Here is a 16074-nt window from a genome sequence, read left to right on the forward strand (position 1 = left end):
CGGATTCGTCCACCTCGCCGCCGCCATGGTCTGGCTCCGGTGAATGTCGATCCGGCCTAGTGGCAGGTGTCTCATTAGCGAGGGGCAAGATCTCTCGCTGATGACGGTGACAAGAAAGCCCTGTCTCGCCGGGGAGAGCACGTATAAGCCGTAACCCATCGCGCAGGGAAAGCCGGCGTGTTTTCCGGTTTCACCTGTGGTCCTACCCCCGTGCTCTATTGCACGGGACCCATGGGTGCGATCGGCACCCGGCTTTCCCTGCGCCCTCTGCTTTTCAGAGAGCGTCGAATGCTTGCAATCCTCGGACACATCGTGCCGCGAGAACGGGAATTCATGTCCTGCTGTTTCTTCGTGATCAAACAAAAACGCCCCCGCGATGGGGGCGTTTGGCGCGACCGCAAACGGCGATCGAAGCGGACTTTAGTCCTTCTTGAGGAAGCCCGAGAACTTCTTCTGGAAGCGCGACACGCGGCCGCCACGGTCCATCAGCTGCTGGGTGCCGCCGGTCCAGGCCGGGTGCGACTTGGGGTCGATATCGAGGTTCAGCGTGTCGCCTTCCTTGCCCCAGGTCGAGCGGGTCAGGTACTCGGTGCCGTCGGTCATGACGACCTTAATCGTATGATAATTCGGATGAATATCGGCTTTCATGGCAGTTCCTTCGGCGCGCCGGCGCCCGTCTCAAGATGTCTGGGATACGGGATTTAGCCGGCTCTATAACGCAAGGAGCCCCCCAAAACAAGGCCAAGAACAAGGCCAAGAACACGGCCAAGTCGGTGCCCTCAAGCCCATCACCGCATTGGGACTTTCCCGGATTTGCCAGCCGGGGGTTAGCGGGCCTATCTGGGGGCAGAGAAACCGGTCCGGATTGATGAGCGTAGCCGAACAGCTTGAGACCCCCCGCAGCGCCCCGCAGCATCAGCGCGATGCGCTGCTCGAGGACGAGGCCTTTATCGAAAGCCAATTGACGGAGCCGGCCAAGAACCGCGCCCGCCTGAGGCCGCTGTTGGCGCTGGCGCCCTATGTGGCGCGCTACAAGGGCCGCGCGATCCTCGCCTTCATCTCGCTGACAACAGCGGCGATGACCACGCTGATCGTGCCGGTCGCGGTGCGGCGGATGATCGATTTCGGCTTCACGCCGGAAGGCATCGCGATGATCAACAGCTACTTCAGCGTGATGATCGCGGTCGTGGCCGTGCTCGCCGGTGCCAGCGCGTCGCGCTACTACCTCGTCATGACGATCGGCGAGCGCATCGTCGCCGATCTCCGCCGCGATGTGTTTACGCATCTGATCTCATTGTCGCCGGCGTTCTTCGATTCCTCGCGCTCCGGCGAGCTGGTGTCGCGGCTCACCGCCGACACCACCCAGATTAAGTCCGCGGTCGGCGCGTCGGTCTCGATCGCGCTCCGCAACATGATGCTGTTCATTGGCGCCACCGCCATGATGGTGATCACGAGCCCGCGGCTGTCCGGCTTCGTGCTGCTGGCGATCCCGATCATCGTGATCCCGCTGGTGGCGTTCGGCCGCTGGGTCAGGCGGCTGTCGCGCAACGCGCAGGATACTTTGGCCGACGCCAGCGCCTATGCCTCCGAACTGATCGGCGCGATCAGGACCGTGCAGGCTTACACCAGCGAGCGGTTCGCCGACACGCGCTTTACCCGCGAGGTCGAGCAGGCCTATCAGGCAGCGCGCAGCTCGACCAAGGCGCGCGCGGTGCTGACGCTGATCATCATCTTCATCGTCTTCACCAGCGTCGTCGTGATCCTCTGGGTCGGCTCGCACGACGTGCTGACGGGGTCGATCAGCGCGGGCCGGCTCGGCCAGTTCATCCTCTACACCGCCTTTGCCGCGACCGGCCTCGGCCAGCTCAGCGAGGTCTGGGGTGAGGTCTCGGCCGCGTCTGGCGCCGCCGAGCGGCTGTTCGAAATCCTCCGCGTCAAGCCGGAGATCGCTGCGCCCGTTAAGCCCCGTGCGCTGCCGCAGCCGCCGCGCGGCGACGTCGGTTTCGACGATGTCAGCTTCGCCTATCCGACGCGGCCGAATGTATCAGCCGTCGACGGCGTGTCGCTGAAGGTCAGCTCGGGCGAGAAGGTCGCGATCGTCGGCCCGTCGGGCGCCGGCAAGAGCACGCTGTTCCACCTGTTACTGCGCTTCTACGATCCGAAATCGGGCACGATCTCGCTCGATGGCGTGCCGGTCAAAGAGGCCGATCCGATCGACGTGCGCGCGCGCATCGCGCTGGTGCCGCAGGACACCGTCGTGTTCGCAGCCAGCGCGCGCGAAAACATCCGCTTCGGCCGTCCCGATGCAACGGATGCGGAGGTCGAGCGCGCCGCCGACCTCGCCCACGCCACCGAATTCCTCCGGAAGCTGCCGGGCGGCTTCGAGGCGCAGCTCGGCGAGCGCGGCGTGACGCTGTCGGGCGGCCAGCGCCAGCGCATCGCGATCGCCCGCGCGATCCTGCGCGACGCGCCGCTGCTCCTGCTCGATGAGGCGACCTCGGCGCTCGATGCCGAGAGCGAGACGCTGGTGCAGACCGCGCTCGAGGAATTGATGCGCCACCGCACCACGCTCGTCATCGCCCATCGGCTGGCGACCGTCTTGTCCTGCGACCGCATCCTGGTGATGGACCAGGGCAGGATCGTCGAGCAGGGCACCCATGCCGAGCTGGTCGCGGCAAACGGCCTCTATGCGCGGCTCGCGCGGCTGCAGTTCGAGGGGATTTGAGGGCGCGTTGACCGACCGAACTTCATCTCGTCGCTGCGCTTCGACAGCAATTGGGGCCGGTACAGGCGGCGAGTTGGTGCACCCGCACCAAAGACGAGTTCGCAGCTACGCGATGCCGCCTTATCGGCGGCGCGCGCCAAGCCGCTTACGGATCCAGTTCCGTATCCCAGTAGAGATAGTCGAGCCAGCTTTCGTGCAGATAGTTCGGCGGGAACAGCCGGCCGTTGCGGTGAAGCTGGTGCACCGTCGGCGCATAGGGCGCCTGCTTCGGAAACATCCTGGCCTGTTGCGGCGTCAGGTTGCCCTTGCGCAGATTGCAGGGCGAGCAGGCGGCGACGACGTTTTCCCAGGTGGTCTGACCACCCTTGCTGCGCGGGATGATGTGGTCGAAGGTCAGGTCGTCGCCGGAGAGGCAATATTGGCAGACGAAGCGGTCGCGCAAGAAAACGTTGAAACGGGTAAAGGCGGGGTGGGTAGAGGGTTTGACGAAGGATTTGAGGGATACGACGCTCGGCAGCTGGATTTCGAAGGAAGGACTTCGTACCGCCCGGTCGTAGTATTCGACGATATTCACGCGGTCGAGAAACACCGCCTTGATCGCGTCCTGCCAGGACCAGAGCGACAGCGGGTAATAACTGAGCGGCCGGAAGTCCGCGTTCAGCACGAGCACCGGCCAACCGCCTTGTGAGACATGTGCGTTCAAATAACGCTCCTGACTCCCATTAGCTGCGAAGCAGCATGCACTCACATACTACAGGCAGCGTGACGGGATTGTGAAGAGCAATGAGCGGCTTATCCTTAGGCCGCTCGCCATGTTCCCGCCGCGATTGCCACCCGGCCGCGAAGCCCGCTAAACCGGTTTCCTCGGGCCTTTCTCGCCCGCCGACGGACCTTAAGCCACATGACCACCTCGTCCCGTTATCTCGAAGCGCCGCGCCGGCTCCGTGCCTTCGTTCGCGCGCATGAAACGAGCCTGGTGGTGCTGGCGGCGCTCGCCGGAACCGTCGGCGGCGTGGTCGTGTTGGCGATGAGCGTGGCGGTCGCGGGTCTCCACGCGCTGTTGTTCAACATCAGCATCCACGAGCGGCTGTCCGCCCAGCCCTTGATCGATTCGCTGCGGGCCCTGCTTGTTCCGAGCCTCGGCGGCTTTGTGCTGGGGGTCGCGTTCCTGCTGCTGTTGCGCTGGCGCCCGGCGCGCGAGGTCGACCCGATCGAGGCCAATGCGCTTTATGGCGGGCGGATGTCGTTCCGCGGCAGCGTGATCGTGGCGCTACAGACGATCTGGTCGAGCGGCGTCGGCGCCTCGGTCGGGCTGGAGGCCGGCTACACCCAGCTCTCGAGCGGGCTCGCCGCCTCGCTCGGGCGCGCGTTCCACATGCGCCGGAACGACCAGCGGATCATGGTCGGATGCGGCGCGGCGGCCGCCATCGCAGGCGCGTTCGGCGCGCCGCTCGCTGGTGCGTTCTACGCCTTCGAGCTTGTGATCGGCGGCTATACGCCGGCGAGTCTGGCGCCGGTCGGGGTTGCCGCGGTCGCGGGCTATTTCGTCACCCACGGTTTTGCGGAGCTGAAGCTCGGCATCGCGGTCGGCGCGGTCGGTGACGTGCTCGGCCGCGACCTTGCGATTGCTGTCGTGTTCGGGGCGCTGGCGGCGCTGACCGGCATCACCATCATGCGCGGCGTCACGCTGTTGGAGGCGGTGCTCGCGAAGACGAAGCTGTGGCCGCCGCTGCGTCCCGCGCTCGGTGGGCTCGCGGTCGGTGGGCTCGCCGTGCTGACCCCGCAGGTGATGTCGTCCGGGCACGGCGCGCTGCACTTTGCCTCGATCGTGTCGATGCCGCTCGGCTTCATCGCCTTCGTGTTCGTGCTCAAGGCGCTTGCCTCCATCCTCTCGCTCGGCTCCGGCTTTCGCGGCGGCCTGTTCTTCGCCACGCTGTTCATGGGCGCGCTCGGCGGCCGCCTGTTCGCCGCCGGTGTCGATATCGTCTGGCCGGGGCTGAACCTTGACCCCAACGCCTATGCGGTGATCGGCATGAGTGCGCTGTCGGCCTCGGTGATCGGCGGACCGCTGACGATGTCGTTCATCGCGCTGGAATCGACCGGCAATCTTTGGCTCACGACCGCGGTGCTGGTTGCCGTCATCATCTCGACCACGATCACGCGCGAGCTGTTCGGCTATTCGTTTGCGACCTGGCGGCTGCATTTGCGCGGCGAGACCATCCGCAGCGCGGCCGATGTCGGCTGGATCCGCGATCTCACCGTCGGGCGGATGATGCGGCGGGACCTGACCACGGTGGACGCGGCAATGCCGATGGAGGAATTCCGCGACAAGTTCCCGCCGGGCTCGAAGACGCAGGTCGTCGCTGTGGACGGCGAAGGCAGTTACGCCGGGCTGGTGCTGGTCGCGGAGGCGCATGCGCCCGATATCCAGACCGGCAAGGGGCTTGCCGCCATCCTGCATCACACCGACGTGGTGCTGCATCCCGGGATGAACATCCAGGAGGCGATCGCGGTGTTCGACGCGGCCGAAGCGGAATCGCTCGCGGTGATCGAGGGCGATGGCGACCGGCGGCCGATCGGGACCCTGACCGAAGCGCATGCGATGCGGCGCTATGCCGAAGAATCCGAACAGCGCCGGCGCGAGGTGATCGGGGAGGTTTGATTTCGCGGACAAAAGCCGCAAAGAATAGCCGATGACACGCGCCCGAAGAGCGCGACGCGGGAGGATGCCGATGCACAGGTGGCTCGCAGTGTTGGCGGCGATGGTGCTGTCTGGCGCGGTCGCAACTGAACCCGGTTTCGCGCAGGGCTACCCATCGCGGCCGATCACCATGATCGTGCCGTTCTCCGCCGGCGGCGCCACCGACACGCTGGCGCGCTTCCTGGCCGAGAGCATGCGGCCCGTGCTCGGCCAGCCGATCGTGATCGAGAATGTCGGCGGCGCGGCCGGGAGCATCGGCGTCACCCGCGCGGTGCGTTCGCCGAACGACGGCTACACGCTGTCGATCGGCACCTCGACAACGCATATGCTGACCGGCGGTCTCTACGCGCTGCCGTTCGATCTGCTGAGGGATCTCGAGCCGGTCATCGAGATCGGCAGCGAGCCGCTCCTGATCGTCGGCAAGAAGAGCCTTCCGGCCGACGACCTCAAGGGCCTGATCGCCTGGCTCAAGGCCAATCCCGACAAGGCCTCGGTCGGTATCGCCGGCGTCGGCGCCACCGGCCAGCTGGCCGGCATCGCGTTTCAAAAGGCCACAGGCACCAAATTCCAGTTCGTGCCCTATCGCGGCAACGGACCGGCGATGCAGGATTTGCTCGCCGAACAGATCGATTTCATGATCGAACCGGCGTCGAATTTCCGCGCGCTGCTCAGCGCCGGCAGCGTGAAGCCGTTCGCGATCGCCGGTCACGCGCGGCTGCGGTCGTCGCCCACGATTCCGACTGCCGATGAGGCCGGGCTGCCCGGCTTCTTCGCCTCGCTCTGGTACGGGCTCCGGGTGCCGAAGGGCACGTCGAAGGACATCATCGCCAAGCTGAACGCGACCATGACGCAGGTGCTGGCCAGCCCCAAGGTGAAGCAGCGCTTCGACGAACTCGGCATCGAGATCACACCGCTACAACAGCAGTCGCCGGAAGCGCTGCGGGCGTTCCAGAAGCAGGAAGCCGACCGCTGGTGGCCGATCATCAAGGCCTCGGGCATCAAGGCGGAGTGATGAGCTGCTTATGGCCGCGGGATTTGCGAAAGGTCCGCCCTTGGCCCGACGTCGCGCGGCAATAGCCCTTCCTCGATCGCCTTGATCTGCAGCGCCAGATAGAGCGAGTTGATCCGGCATTGCGCGAGGCTGCCGGCGATGAACCAGAGGCCCGGCTGCGGCGTGCGCGTGTACATGTTGCGCAGCTCCTGTCCGTCGCCGAAGCCCCAGATCGGGCCGACCCGTTCGGCCATGGCGTCGCCGAACAGCTTCTTCACCAGCTCCTCCTGCGGCCGGTAGCCGGTCGCGAGCACGATGAGGTCGGCGGCAACCGTTTCGCCATCCTTCAGCAGCGCGCCGTCGGCGACGAAGGTCTCGACATCCGAAAACTGCTTCAGCTTGATCGCGCCGCTGGCGACGAGGTCCGAGCAGCCGACGTTGAAATAATAACCGCCGCCGCGGGTGAGATATTTGAACTGCCAGCCGGTGCCACCGTCGCCGAAATCGAGCTTGAAGCCGACGTGCTTCAGCCCGTCGAGCAGCGCCTTGTCGAGCTCCTTCGATCGCTCGGTCATCAGGGTGTGGCTGCGCTTGGCGAGCGTCAGCGGCATCGAGGTCGCGATCAGGTCGTTGTCCTCGAGCGTGCCTTCATTGTAGGCGGCATAGGCGAGCTGCGCCGACGGCTCGATATTGGTGATCAGGGTCGAGGAGCGCTGCACCAGCGTGACCTCGGCGCCGGAGGAATGCAGGTCCTGCGCGATGTCATGGCCACTGTTGCCGGTGCCGATCACCAGCGCACGCTTGCCGTTCCAGTCCTCACCGTCGCCATAGCCGCTGGAATGCACCACCTTGCCGGCAAAGTTGTTCAAGCCGGCAATATCGGGCAGGTTCGGAATGCCGCTGACGCCGGTCGCCATCACCACATGGCGCGGCTGCATCTTGCGCGTAGTGCCGCCGGCGCGGCGCAGCGCCACGTTCCAGCGGCCCTGCGCCTCGTCATAGCTACCGCCGGCGAATTCGGTGCCGGTCCAGAAGTTCAGCTCCATCGCGTCGACGTAGGATTCGAACCAGTTGGCGAGCTTGTCCTTGGGGATATAGACCGGCCAGTTCGGCGGGAACGGCATGTAGGGCAGGTGATTGACCTGCACCTGGTTGTGCAGCGTCAGCGCGTGATAGCGCTTGCGCCAGTTGTCGCCGACGCGCGCCTCGCGGTCGACGATCAGCGTGTCAATCCCAAGCTGCGTCAGCCGCGCCGCGATCGCGAGCCCGGCCTGTCCGCCGCCGACCACCAGCACGGCGGGATCACGGTCGGTGTATTCGGCGGAAGCCTTGCGCTTGTCGAGCCAATTGGGGCCGCGGAAATCGCGCGAATGGGCCTGCCCGCGCGGTCGCGTGTGGCCCTGCTGCTCCTCGAAACCCTTGAGTTCCTCGAGCGCGGTGAGCAGCGTCCACGCCTTCAGCCGATCGTCGTCGGCCGCATCGGGGATCAGCCGCACGATGCCGTGGCCGCGGCCGACGGATGTTTCGAACTTGAAGATCGCCTCGATCGCGGTGGTGCCGGCGCGCATCACCCGCCGCGGCGCGGTGCGATCGGCATCGATGCGGAAATTATGGGGTTCGCTGCGCCGCGCATGCGCGGGCAATTCCTCGAGGATCGCGAAGGCACGATTGACGGTCTGGATATTCCAGCTCAGCGCCAGCACGTCGCGCCAGTAGCTGTCGGGGTGGAACAGTGGTTTCAGCAGCACGTCGTCGGGGCTTGCCAGCGCATCCTCAAACTGCACAAGCCAATTGTCGGCGGCAACCGAAATGTCGTCCGTCTTGTCGAGCATCGGGCGTTTCTCGTCATCGGCCGTCTGTGCGGCGTTTCCTTAGGCCCGAAGCCTATACCCATTCGGAGGCCCGCAGAAAGAGCGTGACGAGATGCCGCCTATTCGGCCAGCGACAGGATCAAGCCCTGGTTTGGCGGAACGCGGCCCTGAAGGGTATCGAGATAGGCCTCCCGCACCGCTGATGGCCCGCGCCGCTCGATCACCTCGAGCCAATCGGGCAGTCGCGGCGCTAGGCCGGCCCACGCGGCGCCAAAGCGCTGGTCGACACCGCCCGGTCCCCATTCCTTGGCGCGCTTGCGGATCTGGTCGGGGGCGAAGAACCAGGTCGGCTTGGCGCCCGGCAATGCCGGCTCGTCGGGTGCGCTGGCGCGGTGGGTCAGCCCGACCCGGCCGGAATATTTCATCTGCGCGCCGAAATGCCGATGCAGCGTCTCGCGCAGCGCGGAACTGCCGGCCATGTCGACATAGGCGACCGGTTCGGTTGCCGGTATCGACGTGACGCGGTCATAGGTGACGACCTTGTCGTAGCAGCCGAGCGATTTGACGAAATCGACATTGCCTGCCGATGTCAGCCCGACCACGCGGACGCTCGGGCGCTGCGTGTGCACGAGATGCGCAAGCCCGAAGGCGGTCTTGCTCGAGGCTGACGACAACAGGACGCTGCGGGCGCCATAGAAGTCGTTCTCGGCGAGGAAATCGTCGACCAGGAACGACAGCATGAACAAGGGGCGGAGCAGCGCCTGGTAATCGCCCTGCCGGCCGGCAAAGGCGGGTTCGCCGGAGACGCGGGCATAGGCATTGTAGACCGGTGCCACGCCCTGGCGGTGCGCGGCGGCATCGCGCAAGCCCCGCTTGCTGACGTCGGCGGCCTCGATGACGAGATGGGTCGCCATCGGGAAATAGCCAAACAGCGTTTCGCCGACCGCGACCGCAGGATGCCGCGAGGCGATCACCTCGCCAAAGCCCCACACCGGGATGTTGCCGTAGCCCTCAGGCGTCGGGAACAACTGCCAGTATTTCAGCTCCTCGCCGATCACGGCGTAGGTGATGTTGTTGGCGGTGAGAGCGAAACGCGTCACCTTCACCAGCAGGGTGTCGGCCGGCAGGGCGGCGGCGTCGGGCAGTTGCGTCTCGATCACCTTGCATTGCTGCAGATCGTTGCGGACGACGATGAAGTCGGTGGATTTCATGATGACGATCCCGGATCAGATGCGCCGCATCATTGCGTCGAGCGATGACCCTTTTGCAACAGCAACAAAGTTTGAAACGCTGTTCGTTTCACCCCGCGCCGCGGAGCTGCCCGTCGCGGTAGAGATCGCGCAGCTTGCGCTTGAAGATCTTGCCGGTGGCTTCGCGAGGCAGGGCATCCATGAACTGGATGTCCCTCGGCACCTTGAAGTTGGCGAGCTTGCCGCGCAGGAAATCCTTGATGGCGTCGATTGACAGTGTCGCACCGGCCTCCGGCTCGACGCAGGCGAACAGCCGCTCGCCATATTCATCGTCGGGCACGCCGAACACCGCGCAGTCGCGGACACCAGCCATGCCGATCAGCGCATTCTCGATTTCGGCGGGATAGATGTTGACGCCGCCCGAGATCACCATGTCGCGCTTGCGGTCGCACAGGAAGAGATAACCGTCGGCATCGAGATAGCCGACGTCGCCGACGCTGACGAGACCGTCGCGGTCGGCCTCGGCGCGCGCCTTGGCATTGCCGTGATAGTCGAAATCCGACGTCGCCGTCTGCCGCATGAAGATCTCGCCGGGCTCGCCGACGTCGCACGGCGTGCCGTCGGGGCGGAAGATCTTGACGATGCCGCCCTCGATCACGCGGCCGACGGTGCCGGGCTTCGCCAGCGCTTCCGCGGCCGAATGCCAGACCGGGATGCCGGTCTCGGTGGAGCCGAGATACTCGTTCACCACCGGTCCCCACCAGTCGATCATCGCGCGCTTGACGTCGACCGGGCAGGGTGCCGCGCCATGGACGATGAAGCGCAGCGAGGACAAATCGTAGCGGCGCCGTGTCTCCTCGGGCAGGCGCAGCAGCCGCACGAACATGGTCGGCACCATGTGCATGTGGGTGACGCGGTGGCGTTCGATCAATTGCAGCAAATCCTCGGGATCGAAGCGCGGCTCGAGCACGATGCTGCAGCCGTTGCGGAATGCGAGCATGCCGTAGGAGTGCGGGGCCGAATGGTACATCGGCCCGTTCATCAGGATCACCTGATCCTCGTTCGGCTTGATGCCGTAGGTGACGGCGCCGACGCGGGCCGCGGCCGCCTGCTGCTCGGGCCGCATCGGCTTGCGCTTGACTCCCTTCGGCAGGCCCGTGGTGCCCGACGTGTAGAACATCGGCGCCGCGCCGATCGGCGCCTCGGCTAGCGGCGGGTGCGTGTCGCGCCAGCGGTCCCAGTCGGTCATATCGGCCGGCACCTCGGCAAGCGCCGGGGCCACGCCGTAGGCAGCAGCGATCTCGGGCGGCGTCGTCACGACCAGGAGCTTGAGCCCTTCCGGCAAGCCATCCTTGATCTGCGGCAGCAGATCGGCGTGGCAGACCAGGGTGTCGGCGCCACTGTCGGCGAGGATGTAGGCGACCTCCTCGGCCTTCAGATGCCAGTTGATCGGCACGACGGGACTGCCGAGCGCGGCTGACGCCGCCACCACCTCGAACAGCGCGAAATCATTGCGCAGCATCATGCCGACCGGCTTGCCGTCGCGCACGCTGAGCGCACGGAAGCCGCTGGCCGCCCGCGCGATGCGGGCGTGGATATCGCCGTAGCTGATTTTTCTCTCGCCGCTGATGATCATGTCATGTCTCGTCTGTTAGCGGTCGTCCAGGATGCCGCCGATGTTGATCCAGCTCTTGCCGTTGAAGCGGCGGAGCTGCAATTGCTGGAACGGCAGATAATCGTCCGGCCCGGTCGAAACCGTCATGCCCGGCAACAACAGCGGCAGCGGAACCTCGCGCAGCGATGCCGCCTGGCGCAGGATGTTCTCGCGGCTGAAATCCTCCTTGCAGGCCTTGAGCACGGCCATCAGCAGCGTCGCATAGTGGTAGCCGGCCGCATAGTTCGAATTGTTGAGATCGGCATTGGGCAGATACTGCTTCATGAAGGCAAGATACTCCTTCACCGCCGCGTCGTCGGCCCATTGCGCGTCCATCGTGTCCTTCTGGTTGCTCGACGAGATCAGGCCGACCGCATTGTCGAGGCCCGCGGGTTCCAGGAACGAGATCGAGGAGGCCGAGGTCGGGACGAAGAACAGCTCCGGCTTCCAGCCGATTTCGGCGACGCCCTTGATCATCTGGGACGTGAATTTGCCGAGCACGACGCCGAACAGCACGTTGGCGCCGGACGCCTTCAACGTCGCAAGCTGCGAGCTGATGGTCGGCGCGGTCGGCTCATAGCTCGCCTCCGCCACGATCATGCTCGCGGCCTTGCCGCCGAGCGCGCGCTTGAAGCCGGCGACGTAGTCGCGGCCGAAATCGTCGTTCTGCGAAAGGATCGCGATCTTCGCATCCGGCTTGGTCTGCAGCACGTGTTTGGCGTAGACTACGCCCTCGGATTCGTAGGCCGCCATGCCCGGCATGGTCCAGGGATAGGCCTTCGGGTCGGCCCATTTGGTCGCGCCGCTCAGCACGAATAGCTGAGGGATTTTCTTGGTGTTGAGATAGCGGTGCACGGCGTTGTTGGTGGCGGTTCCGAGCGAGCCGAACATCATCAGCATCTCGTCCTGCTCAACCAGCTTGCGGGTCTGCTCGACGGTCTTCGGCGGGGAATAGGCGTCGTCCAGCGTGATGAATTTCACCTTGCGGCCGTTGATGCCGCCCTCCGCGTTGATCTTGGCGAAGAACGCCTCCTGCGTCCGTCCGATGGTGCCGAAGCCGGACAGCGGCCCGCTATAGGGCAGGGTCTGGCCGATCCGGATTTCCTCCTTGCCGTTGTCGGCGGCGGCGCCCGTGATCGCGCAGGCGGCCAGCACGGCCGCCAGCGCATATTGCGCGCGTTTCATCGTTCACTCCCGGTCTTGATCTGATTGAGTCAGGCGCTGGCGCGCATGAAATCGTTGCGCGCCTCGGCGAATTCCGACTTCAGCCGCGCCACCAGTTCGGCGACCGGCGGTGCGTCGGCGATCTGGCCGATGCCCTGGCCGGAGCCCCAGATGTCGCGCCAGGCCTTGGCCTTCATGTTGCCGCCGGAGCCGAAGTTCATCTTGGATTTGTCGGCGACCGGCAGGTTGTCGGGATCGAGGCCCGCGGCCGCGATCGACGGCCCGAGATAATTGCCGTGCACGCCGGTGAACAGGTTCGAATAGACGATGTCGTGCGCGGCGTATTCGGTCAGCGCCTGCTTGTATTTGACATCGGCGTTGGCCTCTTCGGTCGCGATGAAGCGGGTGCCGATATAGGCGAGGTCGGCGCCGAGCGCGAGCGCGGAGGCGATGCTCGCGCCGTCGGAGATCGCGCCCGACAGCAGGATCGTGCCCTTGAACCATTGCTTGACCTCGCGCACCAGCGCGAACGGCGACAGCGTGCCGGCATGCCCACCGGCGCCGGCGCAGACCAGGATCAGGCCGTCGACGCCCTGTTCGGCGGCCTTGCGCGCGTGCTTGACGTTGATGACGTCATGGAACACGACGCCGCCATAGGAATGCGCGGCCTCGACGATCTCGGACGGCGGGCGCAGCGAGGTGATGATGACAGGCACCTTGTGCTTCACGCAGGTTTCCATGTCGCGCATCAGGCGGTCGTTGGAGGCGTGACAGATCTGGTTGACCGCGTAGGGCGCGACCTTCTTCTCCGGATGCAGCGCCTGGTACTCGCCGAGTTCGTTCTCGATCCGCGTCAGCCACTCGTCGAGTTTTTCGACCGGGCGGGCATTCAGCGCCGGGAACGAGCCGACAATGCCGGCCTTGCACTGGGCGATCACGAGCTCGGGCCCCGACACGATGAACAGCGGCGAGCCGACGACGGGCAGTTCAAGCTTGTTGGCGAGCGAAGCGGGTAGCGGCATCTCTTGGGGTCCTCCATGCATGCCAATCGGCCGGTGGCCGGGGGGTGGATCGCGCCTTGTTGTGATGGCTGGAGCGGCGGCGCCTGTCTCTGGTCGGCGCCCGGCTCTCTTGGGAAGGCAATATAAGGCTGGACGGAAGCGGCACGACGTTCAATATTGAACGATGGTTCGATCAAGAATGAACACGGGTACAAGGGCGGCGGAGCGGCATGGACTGGGAGCTTTGCAGAATCTTCGTCGCGGTGGCCGAGACGCGCAGCCTGGCCGGCGCCGCGCGCCGCCTGCGCATCAGCCACCCGACCGTCGGCCGCAACGTCGCGGCGCTGGAGAAGCAGCTCGGCACGCGCCTGTTCGCCCGCGCCAATGACGGCCTGTCGTTGACCTCGCAGGGAAGAAAGTTTCGCGAACACGTTGACGCCATGGCGGCCGCGGCATTGCGCGCCGAGGCAGCCGTGTCGGCGACCGGAGCGCAGGCGCGCGGAGTGGTCAAGCTGTCGATCGGGGCGTCGCTGGCCTCGGACTGGCTTATCCCGCGGTTGGAGCCGTTCCTGCTCGCGCATGACCATATTCAGCTCGAGATCATCACCCACCCATTTCCGGCCAGCGTCCGCCGCCGCGAAGCCGATATCGTGCTGCGCCCGGTCGATAGCGGCGAGGAGAATTTGATCGGGCGGCGGATCGGCCGACTCGGCACCGGCTTCTACGCCTCGCGCGACTACGCGGCGCGACGGCCGCTGCCGCAACGGCGTGACGAATGGAAGGGGCATAGCGTCATCGGCTTCGCCGACCCGACGTCATACGTTGGGCTCGCGCGCTGGAGCGAGGTCATCACCCGGCAAGGGACGGTGGTGCTGCGCTGCTCGTCACGGGAAGAAATGCTGGCCGCTGCAAAGGCTGGCCTCGGCATCTCGACGCTCTCCTGTTTCGTCGCCGCCGGCGATCCCGATCTGGTTCGGGTCGCCCCGCAAAAATTGGTCAACGTGGCCGATCTCTGGCTACTAGCGCATCCCGATCTCGTCGAGCTTCCGGCGGTGCGGGCCGTGATCGGTTTCGTCACCGATTGCGCGCGCGAGGATCGCGTCAGGCTGCGCGGCTAGAGCGCTCCTACTTCGCACTGTCCATGACACCCTCGCGCTTCTTGAGCACGCGGTAATAGGCCCACCACAAATGCGCGGCGGCGCCGCGCAGCGGGCGCCATGGTTCGGCGAGCGGCGCCATCTGCTTTGGCGTCGGGCGCGTCTTCAGCCCGAGACCGGCCTTGACGGCTTCCTGGACGGCGAGGTCGCCGGCCGGCCAGGCGTCGCCATGACCGAGGCAGAACAGCAGGTAGATGTCGGCGGTCCACGGGCCGATGCCGGGCAGCGCCGTCAGCGTGTTGTGCGCGGCGTCGGCCTCTTCATTGGCGAGCACCTCGAGGTTCAGCCGCTCCTCGGCGAGCTCGCGCGCGATGTGCTTCAACGTCTTGATCTTGGCTGCCGACAGGCCGAGCCGGCCGAGCCGGTCGGCCCGGGCTTTGCGGATCGTGTCGTGATGGAACGGATCGAACGCCGTGCTGACGCGGCCCCAGATCGCCGCAGCGCTCGCGGTCGAAAGCTGCTGGCCGCAGATGATCGCGGCCAAGCCGGCAAAGCCCGGCTCGCGCTGGCGGATCGCCGGCATGCCGGTCTGTTCGAGGATCGGCCGCAGCCGCCGATCCTGGTCGACCAGCTTGTGGATCGCGTCGTCGAGGTCGGTCTGGGTTTCGAGGTGGATCAGCATGGCGGAATCAACTTTGTCGTGCGCGGGCTTGACCTGCGCATCCATCTTCTATCGTAACAGAGTCTTGCTCAGATGGATTGCCGGGTCGAGCCCCGGCAGTGAAGTGACGTGCGACCAACTGCCATGCCACCCGTTTTCCGCTTCGCCCCCAGTCCGAACGGCTATCTGCATCTCGGCCACGCCTATTCGGCGCTGCTCAATTTCGATTTGGCGCAGCAGTCGGGCGGGCGCTTCCTGCTGCGGATCGAGGACATCGACGGGACGCGCTGTCGACCCGAATTTGAGGCCGCGATCTACGAGGACCTGGCCTGGCTCGGCATCGCCTGGGAGACGCCGGTGCGGCGGCAGTCGGAGCACTTTGCCGCCTATCGCGAGGCGATCGACCGCTTGCAGGCCGACGGCCTGATCTATCCGAGTTTCGAGAGCCGCGCCGAGATCGCGCGGCTCGTTGCCGAGAGGGAGGCGCGCGGTGCGTGGCCGCGCGATCCGGACGGCGCGCCGCTCTATCCGGGGACGGCCAAATCGCTCACGGAGGACGAGCGCGGCCGGCTGATGGAACAGGGCGCGCCTTATGCGTTGCGGCTCGACATGGCGGCAGCGTGCGCGCGCGCCGGCGACTTGCACTGGCGCGAGCAGGGCGAAGGGCCCGCCGGGGAGACCGGCGATGTCGCCGCCCGGCCGCAAGCCTGGGGCAACGTCATCCTGGCGCGCAAGGAGACCCCGACCAGCTATCACCTCTCCGTGGTGATCGACGACGCCTTGCAGGGTGTCACTGAGGTGGTCCGGGGCACTGACTTGTTCTGGTCGACCAGCGTCCATCGCCTGCTGCAGGATTTGCTCGGCCTGCCCGCACCGGCATACCGGCATCACCGGCTGATCCCGGATGACGCCGGAAACAAGCTCTCGAAATCGACCCGGGCGACCGGCCTCCGCGAGCTGCGGGCTGCGGGGGCAAGTCCGGCCGATATCCGCCGCCTGATCGGCCTGCCGCCGTTTTGTGGTGGTCAGCCGGCGTCGCCGCCGTGACTCCGACAGTCCTGGCATGCCATTCTGTTCCG

The 16074-nt window shown here is 65.9% G+C and carries 13 protein-coding genes; 5 read left to right on the forward strand and 8 right to left on the reverse strand.

Translation table 11 applies throughout. The features are described from left to right. Nucleotides 1-420: 420 nt before the first annotated feature. Nucleotides 421-648, reverse strand: a complete 228-nt coding sequence (gene rpmE / locus ACFFWD_RS38455; protein WP_016845230.1) for a 50S ribosomal protein L31 — start codon at nucleotides 646-648, stop codon at nucleotides 421-423. Between the two features lie 220 nt (nucleotides 649-868). Between rpmE and ACFFWD_RS38460 the strand changes: the two genes are divergently transcribed. Beyond that, nucleotides 869-2725 carry an ABC transporter ATP-binding protein/permease gene (locus ACFFWD_RS38460; protein WP_376974580.1) on the forward strand — a complete coding sequence of 619 codons (1857 nt, stop codon included), beginning with the start codon at nucleotides 869-871 and terminating at the stop codon, nucleotides 2723-2725. Between the two features lie 145 nt (nucleotides 2726-2870). Here ACFFWD_RS38460 and ACFFWD_RS38465 read toward each other — a convergent pair whose 3' ends face one another. Continuing rightward, nucleotides 2871-3428: an HNH endonuclease gene (locus tag ACFFWD_RS38465; protein WP_376974581.1), complete on the reverse strand. Its 558-nt coding sequence runs from the start codon at nucleotides 3426-3428 to the stop codon at nucleotides 2871-2873. Between the two features lie 198 nt (nucleotides 3429-3626). Here ACFFWD_RS38465 and ACFFWD_RS38470 point away from each other — a divergent pair, with 198 nt between their 5' ends. Both ACFFWD_RS38470 and ACFFWD_RS38475 read left to right on the forward strand, forming a co-directional pair. Next, complete coding sequence (locus ACFFWD_RS38470; protein ID WP_376974582.1) at nucleotides 3627-5387, forward strand: chloride channel protein; 1761 nt, start codon at nucleotides 3627-3629, stop codon at nucleotides 5385-5387. 70 nt (nucleotides 5388-5457) lie between these two features. Beyond that, on the forward strand, nucleotides 5458-6438 hold the full coding sequence (locus ACFFWD_RS38475; protein ID WP_376974583.1) for a Bug family tripartite tricarboxylate transporter substrate binding protein: 981 nt from the start codon (nucleotides 5458-5460) through the stop codon (nucleotides 6436-6438). 8 nt (nucleotides 6439-6446) lie between these two features. Here the strand turns inward: ACFFWD_RS38475 and ACFFWD_RS38480 are convergent, their stop codons facing one another. From ACFFWD_RS38480 to ACFFWD_RS38500, 5 genes are all read right to left on the reverse strand, one after another. Next, nucleotides 6447-8249, reverse strand: coding sequence for a flavin-containing monooxygenase (locus tag ACFFWD_RS38480; protein WP_376974584.1), 1803 nt, complete (start codon nucleotides 8247-8249; stop codon nucleotides 6447-6449). Between the two features lie 98 nt (nucleotides 8250-8347). Then, on the reverse strand, nucleotides 8348-9439 hold the full coding sequence (locus tag ACFFWD_RS38485; RefSeq protein ID WP_376974585.1) for a DUF2855 family protein: 1092 nt from the start codon (nucleotides 9437-9439) through the stop codon (nucleotides 8348-8350). A gap of 88 nt (nucleotides 9440-9527) precedes the next feature. Then, the gene (locus ACFFWD_RS38490; protein WP_376974586.1) at nucleotides 9528-11054 is read right to left on the reverse strand and encodes an acyl-CoA synthetase; all 1527 of its coding nucleotides are present in this window, start codon (nucleotides 11052-11054) and stop codon (nucleotides 9528-9530) included. A 15-nt stretch (nucleotides 11055-11069) separates the two neighbouring features. After that, nucleotides 11070-12257, reverse strand: coding sequence for an ABC transporter substrate-binding protein (locus ACFFWD_RS38495; protein ID WP_376974587.1), 1188 nt, complete (start codon nucleotides 12255-12257; stop codon nucleotides 11070-11072). A gap of 29 nt (nucleotides 12258-12286) precedes the next feature. Continuing rightward, nucleotides 12287-13258 carry an NAD(P)H-dependent flavin oxidoreductase gene (locus ACFFWD_RS38500; protein ID WP_376974588.1) on the reverse strand — a complete coding sequence of 324 codons (972 nt, stop codon included), beginning with the start codon at nucleotides 13256-13258 and terminating at the stop codon, nucleotides 12287-12289. Nucleotides 13259-13467: 209 nt separating this feature from the next. On the opposite strand from ACFFWD_RS38500, the gene ACFFWD_RS38505 reads away from it, so the two are divergent. After that, on the forward strand, nucleotides 13468-14355 hold the full coding sequence (locus ACFFWD_RS38505; RefSeq protein ID WP_376974590.1) for a LysR family transcriptional regulator: 888 nt from the start codon (nucleotides 13468-13470) through the stop codon (nucleotides 14353-14355). Between the two features lie 7 nt (nucleotides 14356-14362). Here the strand turns inward: ACFFWD_RS38505 and ACFFWD_RS38510 are convergent, their stop codons facing one another. Then, complete coding sequence (locus ACFFWD_RS38510; RefSeq protein WP_376974704.1) at nucleotides 14363-15016, reverse strand: DNA-3-methyladenine glycosylase family protein; 654 nt, start codon at nucleotides 15014-15016, stop codon at nucleotides 14363-14365. A gap of 123 nt (nucleotides 15017-15139) precedes the next feature. Here ACFFWD_RS38510 and gluQRS point away from each other — a divergent pair, with 123 nt between their 5' ends. After that, complete coding sequence (gluQRS, locus tag ACFFWD_RS38515) at nucleotides 15140-16042, forward strand: tRNA glutamyl-Q(34) synthetase GluQRS (RefSeq protein ID WP_376974591.1); 903 nt, start codon at nucleotides 15140-15142, stop codon at nucleotides 16040-16042. Nucleotides 16043-16074: the final 32 nt, after the last annotated feature.

Source organism: Bradyrhizobium erythrophlei, assembly GCF_042430365.1.
GTDB lineage: Bacteria > Pseudomonadota > Alphaproteobacteria > Rhizobiales > Xanthobacteraceae > Bradyrhizobium > Bradyrhizobium erythrophlei.